The organism is Pseudomonas tremae, from assembly GCF_023278125.1.
GTDB classification, from domain to species: Bacteria; Pseudomonadota; Gammaproteobacteria; order Pseudomonadales; family Pseudomonadaceae; genus Aquipseudomonas; species Aquipseudomonas tremae.
Genome location: NZ_CP066270.1, coordinates 2,565,722 through 2,582,560, shown reverse-complemented (window position 1 = coordinate 2,582,560; position 16,839 = coordinate 2,565,722). Strand labels below are relative to the sequence as shown.

At 57.0% G+C, this 16,839-nt stretch carries 17 protein-coding genes; 7 read left to right on the top strand and 10 right to left on the bottom strand.

The annotated features are described in order from the left end of the window. Positions 1-69 precede the first annotated feature (69 nt). Complete coding sequence (locus tag I9H09_RS11780) at positions 70-1,029, bottom strand: site-specific integrase (RefSeq protein WP_122346967.1); 960 nt, start codon at positions 1,027-1,029, stop codon at positions 70-72. Between the two features lie 175 nt (positions 1,030-1,204). On the opposite strand from I9H09_RS11780, the gene I9H09_RS11775 reads away from it, so the two are divergent. Further along, positions 1,205-2,215, top strand: a complete 1,011-nt coding sequence (locus tag I9H09_RS11775) for a DNA-binding protein (RefSeq protein WP_122346966.1) — start codon at positions 1,205-1,207, stop codon at positions 2,213-2,215. Positions 2,216-2,222: 7 nt separating this feature from the next. Here the strand turns inward: I9H09_RS11775 and I9H09_RS11770 are convergent, their stop codons facing one another. The 3 genes from I9H09_RS11770 to galU all read right to left on the bottom strand — a co-directional run bounded on the left by I9H09_RS11770 (position 2,223) and on the right by galU (position 5,884). Further along, positions 2,223-3,518, bottom strand: coding sequence for a hybrid sensor histidine kinase/response regulator (locus tag I9H09_RS11770; protein WP_024669346.1), 1,296 nt, complete (start codon positions 3,516-3,518; stop codon positions 2,223-2,225). Between the two features lie 65 nt (positions 3,519-3,583). After that, on the bottom strand, positions 3,584-4,942 hold the full coding sequence (gorA, locus tag I9H09_RS11765; RefSeq protein WP_024669347.1) for a glutathione-disulfide reductase: 1,359 nt from the start codon (positions 4,940-4,942) through the stop codon (positions 3,584-3,586). Positions 4,943-5,044: 102 nt separating this feature from the next. Beyond that, positions 5,045-5,884, bottom strand: coding sequence for a UTP--glucose-1-phosphate uridylyltransferase GalU (galU, locus tag I9H09_RS11760; protein WP_005894148.1), 840 nt, complete (start codon positions 5,882-5,884; stop codon positions 5,045-5,047). 330 nt (positions 5,885-6,214) lie between these two features. On the opposite strand from galU, the gene I9H09_RS11755 reads away from it, so the two are divergent. After that, positions 6,215-6,496 (top strand): hypothetical protein, encoded by a 282-nt coding sequence (locus I9H09_RS11755; protein ID WP_024669348.1) that lies wholly within the window; start codon positions 6,215-6,217, stop codon positions 6,494-6,496. 57 nt (positions 6,497-6,553) lie between these two features. Here the strand turns inward: I9H09_RS11755 and I9H09_RS11750 are convergent, their stop codons facing one another. Then, entirely contained in the window at positions 6,554-6,907 is a 354-nt protein-coding gene (locus I9H09_RS11750) for a hypothetical protein (RefSeq protein WP_005894144.1), read from the bottom strand. A gap of 165 nt (positions 6,908-7,072) precedes the next feature. On the opposite strand from I9H09_RS11750, the gene I9H09_RS11745 reads away from it, so the two are divergent. From I9H09_RS11745 to alkB, 3 genes are read left to right on the top strand one after another with little or no spacing between them, the layout of a single operon-like run. Next, complete coding sequence (locus tag I9H09_RS11745; RefSeq protein ID WP_005894143.1) at positions 7,073-7,378, top strand: DUF1883 domain-containing protein; 306 nt, start codon at positions 7,073-7,075, stop codon at positions 7,376-7,378. Positions 7,379-7,392: 14 nt separating this feature from the next. Continuing rightward, positions 7,393-7,575, top strand: a complete 183-nt coding sequence (locus I9H09_RS11740; protein ID WP_005894142.1) for a hypothetical protein — start codon at positions 7,393-7,395, stop codon at positions 7,573-7,575. 24 nt (positions 7,576-7,599) lie between these two features. Beyond that, entirely contained in the window at positions 7,600-8,283 is a 684-nt protein-coding gene (alkB, locus tag I9H09_RS11735) for a DNA oxidative demethylase AlkB (protein ID WP_005894141.1), read from the top strand. 4 nt (positions 8,284-8,287) lie between these two features. Here the strand turns inward: alkB and I9H09_RS11730 are convergent, their stop codons facing one another. The 4 genes from I9H09_RS11730 to gnd all read right to left on the bottom strand — a co-directional run bounded on the left by I9H09_RS11730 (position 8,288) and on the right by gnd (position 13,506). Then, complete coding sequence (locus I9H09_RS11730) at positions 8,288-10,105, bottom strand: glycoside hydrolase family 15 protein (protein ID WP_122346965.1); 1,818 nt, start codon at positions 10,103-10,105, stop codon at positions 8,288-8,290. A gap of 83 nt (positions 10,106-10,188) precedes the next feature. Then, positions 10,189-11,007 carry an HAD family hydrolase gene (locus tag I9H09_RS11725; protein WP_122346964.1) on the bottom strand — a complete coding sequence of 273 codons (819 nt, stop codon included), beginning with the start codon at positions 11,005-11,007 and terminating at the stop codon, positions 10,189-10,191. After that, entirely contained in the window at positions 11,000-12,532 is a 1,533-nt protein-coding gene (gene zwf, locus I9H09_RS11720) for a glucose-6-phosphate dehydrogenase (RefSeq protein ID WP_122346963.1), read from the bottom strand. The genes I9H09_RS11725 and zwf overlap by 8 nt, the downstream gene beginning before the upstream one ends. Further along, positions 12,532-13,506 carry a phosphogluconate dehydrogenase (NAD(+)-dependent, decarboxylating) gene (gene gnd / locus I9H09_RS11715; protein WP_122346962.1) on the bottom strand — a complete coding sequence of 325 codons (975 nt, stop codon included), beginning with the start codon at positions 13,504-13,506 and terminating at the stop codon, positions 12,532-12,534. The genes zwf and gnd overlap by 1 nt, the downstream gene beginning before the upstream one ends. A gap of 315 nt (positions 13,507-13,821) precedes the next feature. On the opposite strand from gnd, the gene I9H09_RS11710 reads away from it, so the two are divergent. Next, on the top strand, positions 13,822-13,995 hold the full coding sequence (locus I9H09_RS11710; RefSeq protein WP_005894135.1) for a DUF6026 family protein: 174 nt from the start codon (positions 13,822-13,824) through the stop codon (positions 13,993-13,995). A gap of 137 nt (positions 13,996-14,132) precedes the next feature. On the opposite strand, the gene I9H09_RS11705 is transcribed toward I9H09_RS11710, so the two are convergent. After that, positions 14,133-14,624 carry a GNAT family N-acetyltransferase gene (locus I9H09_RS11705; RefSeq protein ID WP_005894134.1) on the bottom strand — a complete coding sequence of 164 codons (492 nt, stop codon included), beginning with the start codon at positions 14,622-14,624 and terminating at the stop codon, positions 14,133-14,135. A 618-nt stretch (positions 14,625-15,242) separates the two neighbouring features. Here I9H09_RS11705 and glgA point away from each other — a divergent pair. Beyond that, the gene (gene glgA / locus I9H09_RS11700) at positions 15,243-16,835 is read left to right on the top strand and encodes a glycogen synthase GlgA (protein WP_005894132.1); all 1,593 of its coding nucleotides are present in this window, start codon (positions 15,243-15,245) and stop codon (positions 16,833-16,835) included. Positions 16,836-16,839 lie beyond the last annotated feature (4 nt).

The following is a 16,839-nucleotide window of genomic DNA, read 5'->3' as shown; positions in this document are numbered from 1 at the left end:
GGGGTGAAGCTTACGCACGATCGATGACAATCGCTCATTGGCAAACCTGATGTCGCCGATTGCTTTTCGCTATGAAGGAAGCTTATCAATAGAAGAAACCTTCAGGCCGCTCCCCACCCCGGCATTGCTCGGGAACGGCGCGGCATCAATGTAACGCATCGCCGACTTGATGTCCCTCCAGCCAACGTAAGCCATCAGTGACTTGAGGTCCCAACCATTGCTGTGCGCCCAGCTTGCGAAACCGCGGCGCAACGAGTGGCTGGTGTAATGTTCGGCAGCGATGCCTGCACGCTCAAAGGCCTGACGTAGCAGCGGGATGACGCTGTTGGCGTGCAGCCCGTCCTCATTCAGATTGCCCCAGCGATCGATCGCCCGGAACACCGGCCCGCGCACGAGCGCAGCACAGTTGACCCACTCGATGTACGCGTGAACCGGGCACAACCGCTGCAGGGCAGGCGTCTGGTAGGTCCTGCCCAGGTTATCGCGATCCCCCTTGCTGCGTGGCAGATAAAGACTGATGCCGGAACCGGCGACAGCCTTGACGTCCTGCACCTGCAGACGGCACAGCTCGTCACTGCGAAACCCACGCCAGAACCCGAGCAAAATCAACGCCGAATCCCGTCGGCAGCGCAACAGACGCGGTTGATCATGCTGCGCGCTCGCCTCGCGCGCCTCGATGTCCAGCCAGGCAACGACTTTCTCTAGGTCTTGCAACTGCAAGGGCTCGGCCTGCTTCTCTTGCGCAGGATGCAATGCCCGAATGCCCTTGATGACCTTGCGCACCATGGGCGCTTTGGTGGGATCGACAAAACCCTGACTGATATGCCACTGGGCCAGCGCTGACAAGCGCAGCTTCAATGTGTTGACCGACAGTGTGCCGGCATAACTGGCCAGGTAACGCGCCACGCTTTCACTGGTCGCCGGCAGAAACCCGCCCCACGCCACCTCGAAATGCTCGATGGCTGTCCGGTAACTGCGGCGCGTGTTGTCGCGGGTTGCCGCATCGATGTAGCGATCAACGTCATTCATGGATCAAGCCTGCAGGTGTACCGATAACAACGACAAGATGGCAGTAGAAACCGCCTGACACGGGATAATACGCCAATATCCCATGTCAAATAATTCAAAATATATGAATTTATTCTAAATAATATAGTATGTAATTACAGAGTACATACCACAGTACGAAATCGTAGGAGAGAGCATGGCTCGTGGCGGCGTAAACAAGGCATTGGTGCAAAAAGCCAGGACAGCATTGCTGGCCAGAGGCGACAACCCAAGCATCGATGCAGTACGCATCGAGATGGGCAATACCGGCTCCAAAACCACGATTCATCGCTATCTCAAGGAGCTGGATAACGCACATGCACCCACACCGGATATCAATGAGGAATTAAGTACGCTGGTGGCGCACCTTGCCCAACGGCTTGATGAGCAGGCTCAGGAGCGCATAGACCAGGCGTACGACGAGCACCAGACGGAGCGCGCCAAACTGCTGCAGCAGCTGGAATCCGCTCGACAGCAGATAAGCGAACTGCAGGAGCACGTGCAGCAACGTGACGACACCGTCGACAGTCAGGCAACCGCCCTGCTCCAGACGCGACAAACACTACAAGACGCCCAGACCGAGCACGCCAGACTGCTCCAGGCCAACCTGGACCTGGATTCACGCCTGCAAGACAAAGACGCTCAGATTCATTCGCTTGAGGAAAAACACCTGCATGCCCGAGAGGCACTGGAGCACTATCGCAACTCCATCAAGGAGCAGCGCGAACAGGAACAGCAGCGCCATGAAGGGCAGATTCAGCAATTACAGATGGAGTTGCGCCAGGCACAACAAAGCATTGCCATGCGCCAGGAAGAAATCACCCAGCTGAATCGTGACAACGAGCGATTGCTGGCTGAAAACCGCAGCACCCTGCGCGACCTGCACGACCAGAAGGACCTCCTGAACCGGGCCAGCGCAAAGGCTGCCGCCTCGGCAGAACAACAGCAGCACACCCACACTCAATGCGCGCTACTGGAAGAGAGGTTAAGCAACTCGCAGGAAGAAAACGCAGCACTCAAGCAGGGTTTGACCGAAGCCCGAAAGCAGAACCGGATGCTGGAACTGCTGCTGACCAAAAAGGAAATCGCTCTGGAAAACCTGCAGCAGCAGGCTGATCAGCCCGAGAAAACTGCAGCTCCCAGAAAGAAGCCACAGGGTAAAACATGACGAAACCTCAATTGCCTGCCGCACAAGGCAAGTAGAGGCAAACGCGGGTTCCCTGCCCCTGCAAGCTGTTGATCTGCACATGCCCGCCGCTCTGCTTCATGAAACCGTAAACCATGGACAAGCCCAGCCCCGTACCCTGACCTACAGGCTTGGTAGTAAAGAACGGGTCGAATACTCGATCAATGACGCTTTCGGGAATTCCGCAGCCATTGTCTTCAATACTGAGCTGTACATAGTCACCTGCCGGCAACAGCCCTTGAGGCGCTGCAAGACTTAACGCCTGACTGCCAACCCTGATCAAGCCTCCGGCAGAAACGGCGTCACGCGCATTGATCACCAGATTCAGTAAAGCGTTTTCAAGCTGATGCTCATCTGTCTGGATAACGCTCAAACCCTCCTCCAGCTGAATGTGTAATTGCGCATGATTGCCGACAGTGCCCCGCAACAACGCTTCCATCGAGAGCACCATGCAATTGACATCCACCGCACAGACATCGAGTGACTGACGACGGGCAAATGTGAGCAACCGCTGGGTCAGTGCAGCAGCCCGATTAGCGGAACTTACTGCCGCATCCACGTAACGTTCCACTTCGGCAAATCGCTCACCCCCCACGCGCATCCTGATCATCTCGAGAGCGCCGAGCACTCCGGACAGCATATTATTGAAGTCGTGAGCTATGCCGCCCGTCAATTGACCGATGGCGTCCATTTTTTGCGCATGACGCAGCACCTCTTCTGCCTGAGCTCGCTCTGCAATTTCAACCTGCAACAGCTCATTGGTCTTTGCCAGTTCACGGGTACGCTCGGCAACACGCAACTCCAGACTTTCATTGAGCTCGCGCAGCGCCTCCTCGGCATTGACCTGGGCGGTGATGTTGGTATGAGTGCCCAGCCAGTGAGTGATGTGTCCTTGGGCGTCACGCATAGGCAGCGCGCGCGACAAAAACCAGTTGAAGGCGCCATCCTTGCCTCGCAGCGCGAAAGTATCTTCCCAGATGGAGCCGGTCGCAAAACAGTATTGCAGTCGCGAGACTACGCGCTCGCGATGTTCGGGATGAAGAACCGAACGCCATCCCAGCGCGTTCATGGCCTCAAGCGTCGCTCCGGTGTAGGCGTACCAGCGCTCGTTGTACCATTGGATCTGCCCGCCGGGGCTGGCGGTCCACGCCAGTGGGCTCATGTTGTCAGCAAGCGTTCTGAACTGACGCTCGCTTTCACGCAGCACATCAATGGGCCGGGCGGCATTTCGATTGTGTCTGGCCGGATGCAGAGGCATCTTCGCCGAAGGGTTTTCTCTGTTCACTAAGGGATCCGTCCGTTCAAGCCTCTATCCCGGAGCCCATCCTGAACTCCGGGTGCTGCGCCTTTTTATCGCTTGGCGGGCGTACGCATGGTGACGAATTCTTCTGCAGCCGTCGGGTGCACGCCGATCGTGTCATCGAACACCTGCTTGGTTGCGCCAGCCTTGATGGCGATTGCCAGGCTCTGCACGATTTCGCCAGCGTCCGGCCCCACCATATGGCAACCCAACACCCGATCGGTTTTCGCGTCAACAACCAGTTTCATCAACGTGCGCTCCTGATCATCGGTCAGCGTCAGTTTCATCGGCCGAAAACGGCTTTCGAATACCTGCACATCATGACCCGCCTTGATCGCATCTTCTTCGGTCAAGCCGACGGTTCCGATGTTCGGCAGACTGAAAACCGCTGTTGGGATGTGATTGTAGTCTACCGGGCGATATTGCTCAGGCTTGAACAGGCGACGCGCGACCGCCATGCCCTCAGCCAGCGCCACCGGCGTCAGTTGCACACCACCGATAACGTCGCCAAGGGCCAGAATGGAAGGCTCGCTGGTCTGGTAATGCTCGTCGACCTTGATGTAACCGTGCTCGTCCAGCTTGACATCGACGCTGTCGAGGCCAAGGTTGTCCAGCATCGGCCGACGGCCCGTCGCATAGAAAACACAATCAGTCTCCAGCGTGCCGCCACCCTTCATGGAAAGCAGCAAACTGCCATCCGGTTGTTTGTCGATGCGCTCGATATCGCTATTGAAGCGGATCGTCATGTCACGTTTGAGCAACTCCTCGTGAAGATGGGTGCGCACACCGCCATCAAAGCCACGCAGAAACAGCTCACCTCGATAGACCAGCGTGGTGTCAGCACCCAGACCGTTGAAAATCGAGGCAAACTCCACGGCGATGTAACCACCGCCAACGACCACTATGCGCCTGGGCAGCGACTTGAGGTAGAACGCCTCATTGGAGGTGATGGCATGTTCGCGCCCAGGCACATCAGGCACTTGCGGCCAACCGCCCGTGGCAATGAGAATGCGCTCGGCACTGTAGGTCTGACCATTGATCTCGACCTGCTGTGGACCAACGATCTTCGCATGCCCCTCCAGCAACGTGACGCCGCTATCGACCAGCAATTTGCGATATATATCGTTAAGACGACTGATCTCGCGGTCCTTGTTGGCGATCAGGGTGGACCAGTCAAAGCTCGCCTCACCCAGCGACCAGCCAAACCCTTTGGCATGATCGAAGTCTTCGGAAAAATGCGCGCCATAGACCAGCAGTTTTTTGGGCACGCACCCTACATTGACGCAGGTGCCGCCCAGATAACGGCTCTCGGCAACCGCTACGCGCGCGCCGAACCCGGCCGCAAAGCGTGCCGCCCTGACACCACCCGAACCCGCACCAATTACAAACAGATCAAAATCAAAGGCCATTGAAATCTCCTCGGCAGAAGCACAGCATAACCGCTTGGCGGCCTGTCAGAAATGACAAAGCCACCCGAAGGTGGCTTTGTCCAAAACGCTAACGATCAGAGATCAGTGCGCTTTGCCAGCTTTGTAGAAGTGTTCGAAGCAGAAGTTGGTCGCTTCGATGTAGCCCTCGGCGCCGCCGCAGTCAAAGCGTGTGCCCTGGAATTTGTAGGCCAGTACATTGCCTTCAGCAGCCTGCTTCATGAGTGCGTCGGTGATCTGGATTTCACCGCCTTTACCTGGCTCGGTCTGTTCGATCTTCTCGAAAATGTCCGGAGTCAGAATGTAACGGCCGATGATCGCCAGATTGGACGGAGCCTCTTCAGGCTTCGGCTTTTCGACCATGCTGGTGACGCGGAACAAGCCTGGCTTGATCTCTTCACCGGCTATCACGCCGTACTTGTTGGTTTCGGAAGGATCGACTTCCTGGATTGCGATGATCGAGCAACCGTAGTGCTTGTGCAGCTTGACCATCTGCGCCAGCACGCCATCGCCTTCAAGGTTGACGCATAAGTCATCTGCCAGCACTACGGCAAATGCTTCGTTGCCGATCAGCGGACGACCACTCAGAATAGCGTGACCCAAGCCCTTCATTTCGGTCTGACGCGTGTAGGCAAAGCTGCACTCGTCAATCAGCTTGCGAATACCAACGAGGTATTTTTCCTTGTCGGTGCCCTTGATCTGGTGCTCAAGCTCGTAACTGATGTCGAAGTGGTCTTCCAGAGAACGCTTGCCACGACCTGTAACGATCGAGATTTCAGTCAAACCAGCTGCAAGCGCTTCTTCAACCCCGTACTGGATCAGTGGCTTGTTGACCACCGGCAGCATTTCCTTGGGCATGGCCTTGGTCGCCGGGAGGAAGCGAGTGCCGTAACCGGCTGCTGGGAACAAGCATTTCTTGATCATAAAAGTCCTTGGTAAGGGCTGATGGTGTTAACGGGCCAGTCTAATCAGGCGGCGACCACCTTACAATGAGCCGCCACTGACCGTCCAATGCCATCATAGAGGAATACGAAGCCAGATAGTTCCGCACATTCTTTCACATAGCGACGGTCGCCCAAGGCAAGACAACGCAAAAACCAGGGATCCGCATGCCTCCACTGGCGAACGATGCTGGTACGAAGCTGATACAGCAATGCAAAAACATGGCGGAACGATGGCACTCGCTATCAGTCCAACATTCACACAGCTACTACCAGACTTAATACCCTCTGAAATTATCTTGAAGCGAAAAACATGATCAGACTTCTTTGCATTATTGCCGTGCTAGGCCTTACCGGTTGCGCGACTGCCTCCAATACTTACCTTAAAAACGGTAAACAGGGGCTTAGCATCGATTGCTCGGGCGAAGCGATGTCCTGGGCCAGTTGCTACGAAAAAGCCGATGCATCCTGCGCGGGCACCGGCTACGAAATTGTTGGCACAGATGGCACACCGCAGCCTGCCGAAAGAGATAAGACTCTCGGCGTAGACGTGGGCAACTACAAAAGCCGCAGCGTGCTGGTGGTCTGCAAGTAATTTTTGCCCGCCGCCCTGTCCGAACAGAATGGGGCGGCGCCATTCAAGTTCAGGCGATCAGCCTGAAATGCACGCCTCGGCAGCGTTCTGCACGTCCCTGAAACGAATCGGAACATTGGAAAGTCGCTCGTACACCTTGATCGTGCTGCCACCCGAGCGCGTCTCGATGTCCACGACTGCCGCCGGCGCCTTGCTGAGCTTCTGCGCAACAATCACTCGCAGTCCATCATGGCGAGGCTCGATAAGTGGCGGCTTGCGACTGCTGCTGATCTTGCCGGCGAAACAGTCCGCATACTCCTGGGGGTTCTTGCCCGACATCACGCTCATGGTGGGGAGTGTATGTTCGATGTCATTCACCGTGGCACAGCCAGTCATTGCCAGAGCCAGGACTACTACAGCAGCCAGTTTCATACAAAGCCTCCAAATAAAGGTGCTACGACAAGCCTCAGAGCAATTAAATCCCGAGACGAACATTTTTTGCGAGAAACACGGCAAATTAGTGTGCTACACGTCAAATCAGGGGCGTCGCATGCTATCGTTTTGATTTTTCAGAAAAACCCCTTTTCGGAGCCCGTCATGAAATTCGTACACCAGCGTGAGCATCTCAACGAGGACGACCTGGTCGTTATCGAGTGCTCTCAGACCTGCAACATTCGCCTGATGAACGACGCGAATTTCCGCAGCTTCAAGAACGGCGGTCGGCACACCTACCATGGCGGCGCATTCGATACATTTCCAGCCAAGATCGCGGCACCAAGCGATGGTTTCTGGAACATTACGATCGATACCGCAGGCCGCAAGGTAGACACCAACGCAGGGCGCAAACCGGCCTTCACCCACAAGATCAAAATCGTCCGGCGCTCGACCTCGCGACTGGGATGATGCAAGGAGTCACTGTGAACACTACAGCACCACGCACGACCAAATTCGCTGTCAGCTACAAGCTCAATGGCGAACGCCGCTTTGAGTTTGCGCAATTACAGACTGCCTCTATCGAGGAAGCAGAGGCAGCCCTGAAGAAAATGCACGACCAGAGCGACGATCAGATTACCGACGTCAAGGTCAGCAAGGCACTCTGACATTCACAAGTACCCGAGTCGATCATGCAGCGCAAAGGTGATACTCCCGCCAACTTCGATCTATTTGCCGACCAGACACCTCAGGCCGGTGGCGACGAACAGCTCGGGCCAGGAACATGGCTGCTCCGCGGTTTTGCACTGCCAGTGATCACCCGGCTGCTGGCAGACCTTCAGGCAACCGTGACCCACTCGCCCTTTCGTCACATGCTGACCCCGGGAGGCTTGAGCATGTCTGCTGCATTGAGCAGTTGCGGACAGTTGGGCTGGATAACCGACCGGCATGGCTATCGCTACAGCGAAACGGATCCGCAGACCGGCAGCAAGTGGTCTGCAATGCCGGACGCCTTCATGCAACTCGCCCAGAGCGCCGCGCTTAAAGCAGGCTACCCGGGCTTTACGCCAGATGCGTGCCTGATCAACCGCTACATCCCCGGCGCGAAGATGTCCCTCCATCAGGACAAGGATGAGCATGATCATCGCTGGCCAGTGGTATCGGTGTCATTGGGCATCCCGGCGATCTTCCAGTTCGGCGGCTTGCTGCGTAGCGACAAGGCCTTACGTATCTCGCTGTTTCACGGGGATGTCGTGGTCTGGGGCGGTGAAGACCGCCTGCGCTTCCACGGCATCCTGCCAGTCAAACAGGCTGAACACCCATTGCTGGGTGAGCAGCGCATCAATCTGACCTTTCGAAAAGCCGGCCCTAACTAGCCGGTCATACGCCCTTCAGCTCACTCGACGTTCTAGCCAGCGCAGGACACACCGACCGATGCAGGTTCAATGCCGTGTTGATAATGCCTATGTGGCTGAACGCCTGAGGGAAGTTCCCAAGCATACGGCCGCCCTTCGGATCATATTGTTCAGCCAGCAACCCCACGTCATTGCACAGCCCGCATAAACGCTCGAATAGTTTGGCGGCATCGTCGGCACGCCCCAGCAGCACGTAGGCATCAGCCAGCCAGAAAGAACACACCAGAAACGTCCCTTCGCGACCCGCAACACCATCAACGCTGCGCTCATTGTCGTAGCGCAACAACAGACCGTCCTGCATCAGCGTGCGCTCTATCTGTGCGACAGTCCCGACGACACGCGGGTCCTCGGGCGGCAGGAACCCGGTCAGGACAATCTGCAACAGGCTGGCGTCGACTTCAGTTGAGCCGTAAGTCTGCACAAAACTGCCAAGATCGACATTGAAACCGTTGCGGCAGACGTCGGCATGGATGTCGTCTGCCACCTTGCGGTAATGCTGCGCAAGGGCAAGGTCTTCATCGTCATCGGCAGCCTGGGCGATCTGGGTGGCATTACGATCAAACGCCACCCAGGCCATGACTTTCGAATGGGTAAAATGACGCGGCTCGGAGCGAATCTCCCAGATACCGGCGTCAGGCAGGTGCCAGATCTTCTCGAGATAGGGCATGACCACTTTGGAAATGGCCACACTGCGCGGATGCTGCGTCATGCCGCTTCTGAGCGCCTGGATCATGGCGTCTGCGACCTCGCCGTACACGTCCAGCTGAACCTGGCTGGCCGCACCGTTGCCAACCCGTACCGGCAGCGAATGCTCATAGCCGGTCAGCCAGGGCAATTCGTACTCCTGCAAGCGACGCTCCCCACCCACGCCATACATGATCTGTATCTGCTCAGGATTTCCGGCAACCGACCGCAGCAGCCAGTCGCGCCAGGCAGTTGCTTCTTCGTAATACCCCAGATTCATGAATGCCAGCAGCGTCATGGTGGCGTCACGCAACCAGCAGTAGCGGTAATCCCAATTGCGCTCACCACCAAGCTGTTCAGGCAACGAAGTGGTCACCGCTGCCACAATGCCGCCGGTAGGCGCGTAGGTCATGGCCTTGAGGGTGATCAAAGAGCGCTTGACCTGCGGCGTCCATGACCCCACATCGGGACACCGGTCAGAAAATTCGTGCCAGTACGCTGCAGTAGCCTCCAGCGCTTGTTGAGCGTCGATGTCCGCGCACAGAGGTTCGAAAGAAGGTTGATACGCCAGGGTGAAGACCTTGCGCTCACCCTCGCCCACCCGAAAATGGCTGGCGGTATGATGATCCTGCGGGTGCAGAGCGACCGGACTTCTCAATACCAGCATTTCCGGCCCGGCAACTGCAGTCAAGGTATGTGCATCCTTGCGTTCGACCCAAGGCACGCTGCTGCCGTAATCGAAGCGGATGGCAAGATCGACGCCGAACTCGACCATTCCGGTCAAGCCAACAACGATGCGCACAACGTGACCACTGGTATTCATGGGCATGAAATCGACCAGCATCGCGCGCCCGTCACGGGTCTCGAAAACGGTTTCGAGAATCAGCGTACCTTCGCGATAGCGACGCTCGACGGACAGCACCTCGGCGGTCGGTGCAATCTTCCAGCGCCCGTTCTCCTCGCTGCCCAGCAGCGCTGCAAAACAGGCAGTGGAATCAAAGCGAGGGAAACACAACCAGTCCAGCGAACCATCCCGGGCGACCAGCGCCGCAGTCTGACAGTTGCCCAGTAATGCGTAGTCTTCAATCAGTGCAGCCATTCAGAAATGCCCGTCTTGATGATGGTTCGTTACAAGTCCGGACCTCGACCGCCCTGCTCCCTCATGGTCGATACCTCGCGCACTCAGGCTGGCAGAATGTAACGTTCGATAGCCTTGGCAACACCGTCCTGCTCATTGCTATCAGTAACATGGTCAGCCTGTCCCTTGACTGTCTGCTCGCCCTGACCCATGGCAATTGACACACCGGCCTGGTGAAACATCGCAACGTCATTGCCGCCGTCGCCGATGGCTGCTGTACGTGACAGATCAACCCCGAGATAATCCGCCAGCGCTACCAGCGCAGCTCCCTTGTTGGCATCCAGCGCTGTGACATCCAGATAGTATTTCTGCGAACGAGCCGCCAGAGCCAGCCCTTCTATCTGCGGATTGAGCCGGGCCTCAAGAGCCTTGAGCAGTTCAAAGTCGGCGCTGGCGGCGACGATCTTGTCGACGCGGTCCAGGTAGGACTCGAAGCTTGTGACCTGTACATAATCGTACCCAAGGGCATCGCGCTCGTGATCGACGTAATCAGCTTCGGGGTCGAGCAGCAGCCACTGATCATCAGCGAACACCCAGACAGCGACGTCCTCGCCGGAGAACAGATCAAGGCACGTCTCGACTGCGTTCCGATCAATGCGATGGGCGGCCAGCAGGCTGCCGTCGGGATGGGTGATGGTGCCACCGTTGAACGCCACGGTTGGCAGGTCGACGCCCAGCGCCTCGATGACTTGACGCATGGCCCTGGGCGGGCGACTGCTGGCAAGGGTGAAATGAATACCGGCCTTACGCAAACGGCTGATCGCTTCGATGTTGGCCTGACTAAGGCTATGGTCGCGACGCAGCAAGGTGCCATCGATGTCAGACATGAGAAATTGCACAGACGACGAAGATGCATCAGACATTGAGCGCTCTCCATTCACGACCATCGCGACTCAGCAGCTCTTCACCGGCAGCGGGGCCGTCATTGCCAGCCTCGTACAACTGCACTTGCGGCTGCTTGGCCCAGGCGTCAAGAAAAGGCTGCACTGCGCGCCAGCCGTTCTCGATGTTGTCGGCACGCTGAAACAGCGTCTGGTCGCCGGTCAGGCAGTCATAGATGAGGGTTTCGTAGCCGGTTGAAGGCTGCATCTCGAAAAAGTCCTTGTAGGCAAAGCCCAGTGCAATGTCTTCCATGTCCAGCGTAGGGCCGGGGCGCTTGGCGAACAGATCGAACCACATGCCTTCATTCGGCTGAATCTGGATGCGCAGGTAGTTAGGCTTCAGCCGGTCTACCTCGGTGTCGCGAAATTGCGCGTAGGGTGCTGGCTTGAAGCAGATAGCGATCTCGGTACTGCGCGCACTCATGCGCTTGCCTGTACGCAGGTAGAACGGCACGCCGACCCAACGCCAGTTGTCGACCATTACCTTGAGCGCAACGTAGGTCTCGGTCGTGCTGTCAGGCTCGACACGATCTTCCTGGCGATAGCCGACAACATCCTTTTCGGCCATCTTGCCGCTGGAATACTGGCCGCGAACCGAGTTAGCCAGCGCATCCTCTTCGCTCCAGGGCCGAATGGCCCCGACCACTTTAGCCTTCTCGCCGCGAACGGCATCGGCACCGAACGCTGCAGGAGGCTCCATCGCGACCATTGCCAGCAGCTGAAACAGGTGATTAGGCACCATGTCACGCAACGCCCCGGTATGCTCGTAGAAACTGCCGCGTGTTTCGACACCGACCGTCTCCGCCGCAGTAATCTGCACGTGGTCGATGTAGTGATTGCTCCAGAACGATTCGAACAGGCCATTGGAGAAACGGCTTACCAGAATGTTCTGCACCGTTTCCTTGCCGAGGTAATGGTCGATCCGGTAAATCTGTTTTTCGCTCATGACCTTTAGCAGGCAACCGTTGAGCTCAACGGCACTGGCCAGGTCGGAGCCAAACGGTTTTTCTATGACGACACGACGAAAACCGCCATCCACTTCCTGCAGCAAACCCGAGGAGCCCAGACGCTGGGCGACTTCGCTAAAAAAGCGCGGCGCCGTGGCAAGGTAGAACACCGCATTCGCGGTGCCCGTGCTCTCGATTTTGCTGGCGATGTCCTGATAGGTAGAGTCGTCCAGAAAATCGCCCTGCACATAGCTGATGCGCTCGGCCAGCTTGCTCCAGAGCGCAGGATCGAGTGGATCCTTGCCACCTTCGGCGACCTTGCCAGCCGCTTCGTCGCGAATGAAGTTCTCCAGTTTTTTGGCAAAGTCGGCATCACTGATCGCGTTGTGATCCACCCCGACAATGTGCAGGCCTTCGTCCACCAGACCGTCGCGCGACAGGTTATACAGCGCTGGCATCAGCAGTCGCTTGACCAGATCACCATGCGCGCCGAACAAAAACAGCGTCGTCGGTGGTGCCACTTCAGGTTTGTGCTCGGCAGTGCCACGCGACAGGCCCATTATTTTGGTTCCTTGTGGCCACCGAATCCGAAGCGCATGGCGGACAGCATCTTGTCTGCATACGAGCTGGTCTGACGCGAGCGGAAACGTGCAAACAACGCACTGGACAGCACAGGAACCGGCACTGCCTGCTCGATGGCAGCCTCGATGGTCCAGCGCCCTTCGCCGCTGTCGGCAACCGAACCCGAGAATGCATCCAGTTGTGGGTCTGTTGCCAGTGCATCGGCAGTCAGGTCCAGCAACCAGGATGAGACCACGCTGCCGCGACGCCACACTTCGGCGATGTCAGCGGTGTTCAGGTCAAAACGCTGCTCCGCCGGCAAGTGCTCGGAGTTCTTCTGCTTGAGCAGATCGAACCCTTCGGCAAAGGCCTGCATCATCCCGTACTCGATACCGTTGTGGATCATCTTCACGAAGTGACCCGAACCAGCAGGGCCCGAGTGAATATAGCCACGCTCGGCACGGTCGTCTGTAGAGACACGGCCCTTGGTACGCTCGATCGACCCGGCGCCCGGTGCGAGAGTCGCGAATAAAGGGTCAAGGCGCCGTACAACGGCATCTTCACCGCCGATCATCATGCAATAGCCGCGCTCGAGGCCCCACACGCCGCCGGATGTTCCTACATCGACGTAGTGCAGGCCCTTCTCGGTCAGTTCTTGTGCACGACGGATATCGTCTTTGTAAAACGTGTTGCCGCCATCGATGATCACGTCGTCGGCATCAAGCAACTGGCTGAGTATCTGAATGGTGTCCTCGGTAGGAGCGCCAGCGGGAAGCATTACCCAGATTGCGCGAGGCTTGTCGAGCGCGCCGACCATTTCGGCAAGGTCGGCAACGGCAGTCGCCCCTTCATTGGCCAGGGCGCTGCGCGAGGCCTCATCACGGTCATACACCACGGTGGTGTGGCCGTTTAGCATAAGACGCCGTGCGATGTTGCCGCCCATACGGCCCAGTCCAATAATCCCAAGTTGCATGAAGGTGCTCCCAAATCGTAAAAAGGTGCCTCACCTGCCGTACAGCGCATCGACAGAATGTGAGCATGCTGGTTAGTCAAGCGAGGCGGAACGTCGGTTCCCTTGGAGGAACAGTGAAGACGCCTAACGCCCTCCGGTGGTGCATTTTGTCGTGATCGAGAAACATTCGCGACAATTAAAAAGAAAAAAGTTCCAAAAAGATGCAAAAGAAATCAAAATCAGTGCCGATAGAGAGGGTAAGCAACGACGCTCACGGATCGAAAGTCATTGCCACGGACCTTTCTGAGGTTTAATCCGCCATTTGCGAGGTGAGCAATGGGTACTTTACTACCAGCACTTGCACCACAAACCCTGTATGTCACGATCCGTCGCGACGAGTTGCGTTTATTGAAAGAAGAGCGTGATCAGCTCCAGCGCAAGGTCGCTCACCTGAACCTGATGCTGCAGCAATCCCAGCTGTCTGCCCCCGGCGCCATGATTCACGCCTGACTCCGGCTGTGCTGCCATTCAAACCGCACCGTGGCAAGCCCGATACGCCGGCTTGCCCGCCTGACCTTATCACCACTCCCCGCCTCCGACCCTGCCTGCAACATGCCACCGCGCGCGTTGCTCATGCACCTGCACGGCTAAAGCGACTTCTGCCAGAACATCGCACGACCCATCTCAGGGCTCAACTGGTAATTGTCAAAGCCGAGCTTTTTATAAGCGCCCTGCGCCACTTCATTGCCTTCCAGAACTTCCAGCGTCAATTTACAGCAGCCCCGCTGACGGGCGATGTCCTCTACTTTAAGCAGCATTTTCTGGCTGATACCAAGCCCCCGATATTGGGAAATGACTGCAACGTCATGAATGTTGACCAGCGGGCGACAGGCAAAGGTTGAAAAACCTTCAAAGCAATTGACCAGCCCGACCGGCTGCCCGGCAATGAACGCCAGCACACTGAACGCATGCGGGCGCTTGGCAAGCTCGATAGCCAGTTGCTGGCGGGTATCAGTCGACAGAGGCCGGCCTGTGCCCATCACATCCATTGAATACTCATTCAATACAAAACCAATCGCCTCGGCGTGAACAGGATTTGTGTAACTCGCTTGCAGCACCAGCACCTCGGGGGCTTCCATTTCCATCCTCGTCAATTCGATCAGCGTCGTTCAGTGAAATCAGTCACAGGCCAGCTCATCAACTCGAGCAGACTGTCTAATACGTATGACCCGATTCTATCCTGCTCCACCTTAAAATGTTCCAGCGCAACCGTAGGAAACGTCTCAGAAGCATAAAAGATTAACCGCCAGACGCACCGAGAAAGGGCGTCATGCACCGACCAGACTCACTGCATTTTCCACGGACCGTGCAAACAGGCTTCTAACGAGGTATTTGACAGGGATTGTCGAACGATCCGACGACCGGTCATGCACACTCTCGGCACGCCATTCTGCCCCGAAAGAGCGCAGCGTCCGACGGGCTGCAGCCTGCAGCATGACTGTGATAGCAGCTGCGAAGCCCGTTCCAGACATTCAGCGATAAAAAACTCGAAACTTCTCCAAAACGCCCCTGTCAGGTGAATAGAGCATCTATGCTATTGGCTGACATCCGGTTATGGCGACATCACGCCGCTTTGTCATTACGCAAGCTCGAAACGGGTATTGATCTTGCGTAATGCACGTATGTGTACCCGGCCATAGGAAATGGCCAATAAAAATCTAAGTGATGCACCAAGACTGTTTTAAGGGGAAAAATCGATGATTAGCGCCGCTGTCAAAACCCAGAAGGGAGAGAGTTTTAACCAGCCAGTTGGCGAGCTGACTCATCTGCCTGTCTTCACTGCCAGCAGCCTTCCATCGCTGCAACTGCCGGCTTCGCCTGTCAAACCGGCCTTGTCTCAGGTCAACAGGCGTAAAGTGCTTTTTGTAACATCGGAACTGGCTGACCTGGTGAAGACCGGAGGCCTGGGTGATGTGTCTGCCGCGCTGCCGCGAGCCATGCGCCACCTGCACGATGTACGTGTTCTGATTCCAGGCTATCCGCAGGTTATTAATAGCGGGAACCCGATTCACATCATCAGCCAGCTGGGCGGACACGCCGCACTGCCGCCTTGCAAGGTCGGTCGCATGGACATGAAGGACGGCCTCGTCATTTATGTGCTGATCTGCCCGGAACTGTACGAGCGTGAGGGCACGCCATACGCCGACAGCACTGGCCGCGACTGGGCGGACAACCATATCCGTTTCGCTCGTCTGGGCCTTGCAGCTGCAGAGTTCGCGGCCGGCGAAGTAAAAAGCCAGTGGTGTCCTGAACTGGTGCACGCGCATGACTGGCCAGCGGGCCTGGCGCCTGCCTACATGCGCTGGCGCGGGCAGACCACCCCCAGCATCTTCACCATTCACAACCTGGCCTACCAAGGGACTGTGAGCACCGCTTCGAGTCGCGAACTGGGTATTCCAGATGAAGCGATCACGCCGGAAGGCATGGAATTCTACGGCCAGCTGTCGTTCATCAAGGCCGGCATGGCGTTCGCCAGCCACATCACCACTGTAAGCGCCACATACGCCCAGGAAATCACCACGCCTGAGTTCGGCTGCGGGCTGGAAGGCTTTCTGCAAAGCAAGGCCGACAAAGGCCAACTCAGCGGAATCCCCAACGGAATCGATGAAAGCTGGGATGCCTCGACAGATGAACACCTGATCTGCCATTTCGCGCCCAATGAGTGGACGCGAAAGGAAATCAATGCCGACTACGTTCGCGAATTGTTCGAACTTGACGCCTCCTCCGGCCCGCTGTTTGCCGTTGTCTCACGACTGGTTTTTCAGAAGGGCCTGGACCTGACCATTGGCGTCGCCGAACACATCGTCAACAACGGCGGCCAGATAGCGATCATCGGCCGTGGCGAGCCCGAGGAAGAAGAAGCGATGCGCGAACTGGCTGCTCGTTTCCCGGGGCGCATCGGTGTGCGTATCGGCTTCAATGAAACCGACGCTCGACGCATGTTCGCCGGCAGCGATTTTCTGCTGATGCCTTCGCGCTATGAACCGTGCGGCCTCAGCCAGATGTACGCACAACGCTTCGGCTCGTTACCTGTGGCACGCAATACCGGCGGCCTGGCAGACACCATCGAGGATGGCGTCACTGGCTTCCTGTTCAATGAATCCACGGTCGAGAGCTACATCGGCGCGTTGAATCGCGCGTTTCACGTTTTTCAATACCCGGAGCTACTCAATGCCATGCGCTGCCGTGCCATGGCCGCTCCCTTCAACTGGCACCAGGCTGTAGAGCCTTACGCAGAGCTGTACCGTGACCTGTTGAAGAAAAATGTGAGTATTTCCAGCAACTACTAGGTTA

Coding starts and splice junctions, on each gene's coding strand:
- I9H09_RS11705 (WP_005894134.1), bottom strand. CDS start 14,624: ATGGAAGCCCCCGAGGTGCTGGTGCTGCAAGCGAGTTACACAAATCCT.
- I9H09_RS11745 (WP_005894143.1), top strand. CDS start 7,073: ATGAAATTCGTACACCAGCGTGAGCATCTCAACGAGGACGACCTGGTC.
- I9H09_RS11725 (WP_122346964.1), bottom strand. CDS start 11,007: ATGTCTGATGCATCTTCGTCGTCTGTGCAATTTCTCATGTCTGACATC.
- gnd (WP_122346962.1), bottom strand. CDS start 13,506: ATGCAACTTGGGATTATTGGACTGGGCCGTATGGGCGGCAACATCGCA.
- I9H09_RS11750 (WP_005894144.1), bottom strand. CDS start 6,907: ATGAAACTGGCTGCTGTAGTAGTCCTGGCTCTGGCAATGACTGGCTGT.
- I9H09_RS11775 (WP_122346966.1), top strand. CDS start 1,205: ATGGCTCGTGGCGGCGTAAACAAGGCATTGGTGCAAAAAGCCAGGACA.
- I9H09_RS11730 (WP_122346965.1), bottom strand. CDS start 10,105: ATGGCTGCACTGATTGAAGACTACGCATTACTGGGCAACTGTCAGACT.
- alkB (WP_005894141.1), top strand. CDS start 7,600: ATGCAGCGCAAAGGTGATACTCCCGCCAACTTCGATCTATTTGCCGAC.
- I9H09_RS11755 (WP_024669348.1), top strand. CDS start 6,215: ATGATCAGACTTCTTTGCATTATTGCCGTGCTAGGCCTTACCGGTTGC.
- I9H09_RS11780 (WP_122346967.1), bottom strand. CDS start 1,029: ATGAATGACGTTGATCGCTACATCGATGCGGCAACCCGCGACAACACG.
- galU (WP_005894148.1), bottom strand. CDS start 5,884: ATGATCAAGAAATGCTTGTTCCCAGCAGCCGGTTACGGCACTCGCTTC.
- gorA (WP_024669347.1), bottom strand. CDS start 4,942: ATGGCCTTTGATTTTGATCTGTTTGTAATTGGTGCGGGTTCGGGTGGT.
- zwf (WP_122346963.1), bottom strand. CDS start 12,532: ATGGGCCTGTCGCGTGGCACTGCCGAGCACAAACCTGAAGTGGCACCA.
- I9H09_RS11710 (WP_005894135.1), top strand. CDS start 13,822: ATGGGTACTTTACTACCAGCACTTGCACCACAAACCCTGTATGTCACG.
- glgA (WP_005894132.1), top strand. CDS start 15,243: ATGATTAGCGCCGCTGTCAAAACCCAGAAGGGAGAGAGTTTTAACCAG.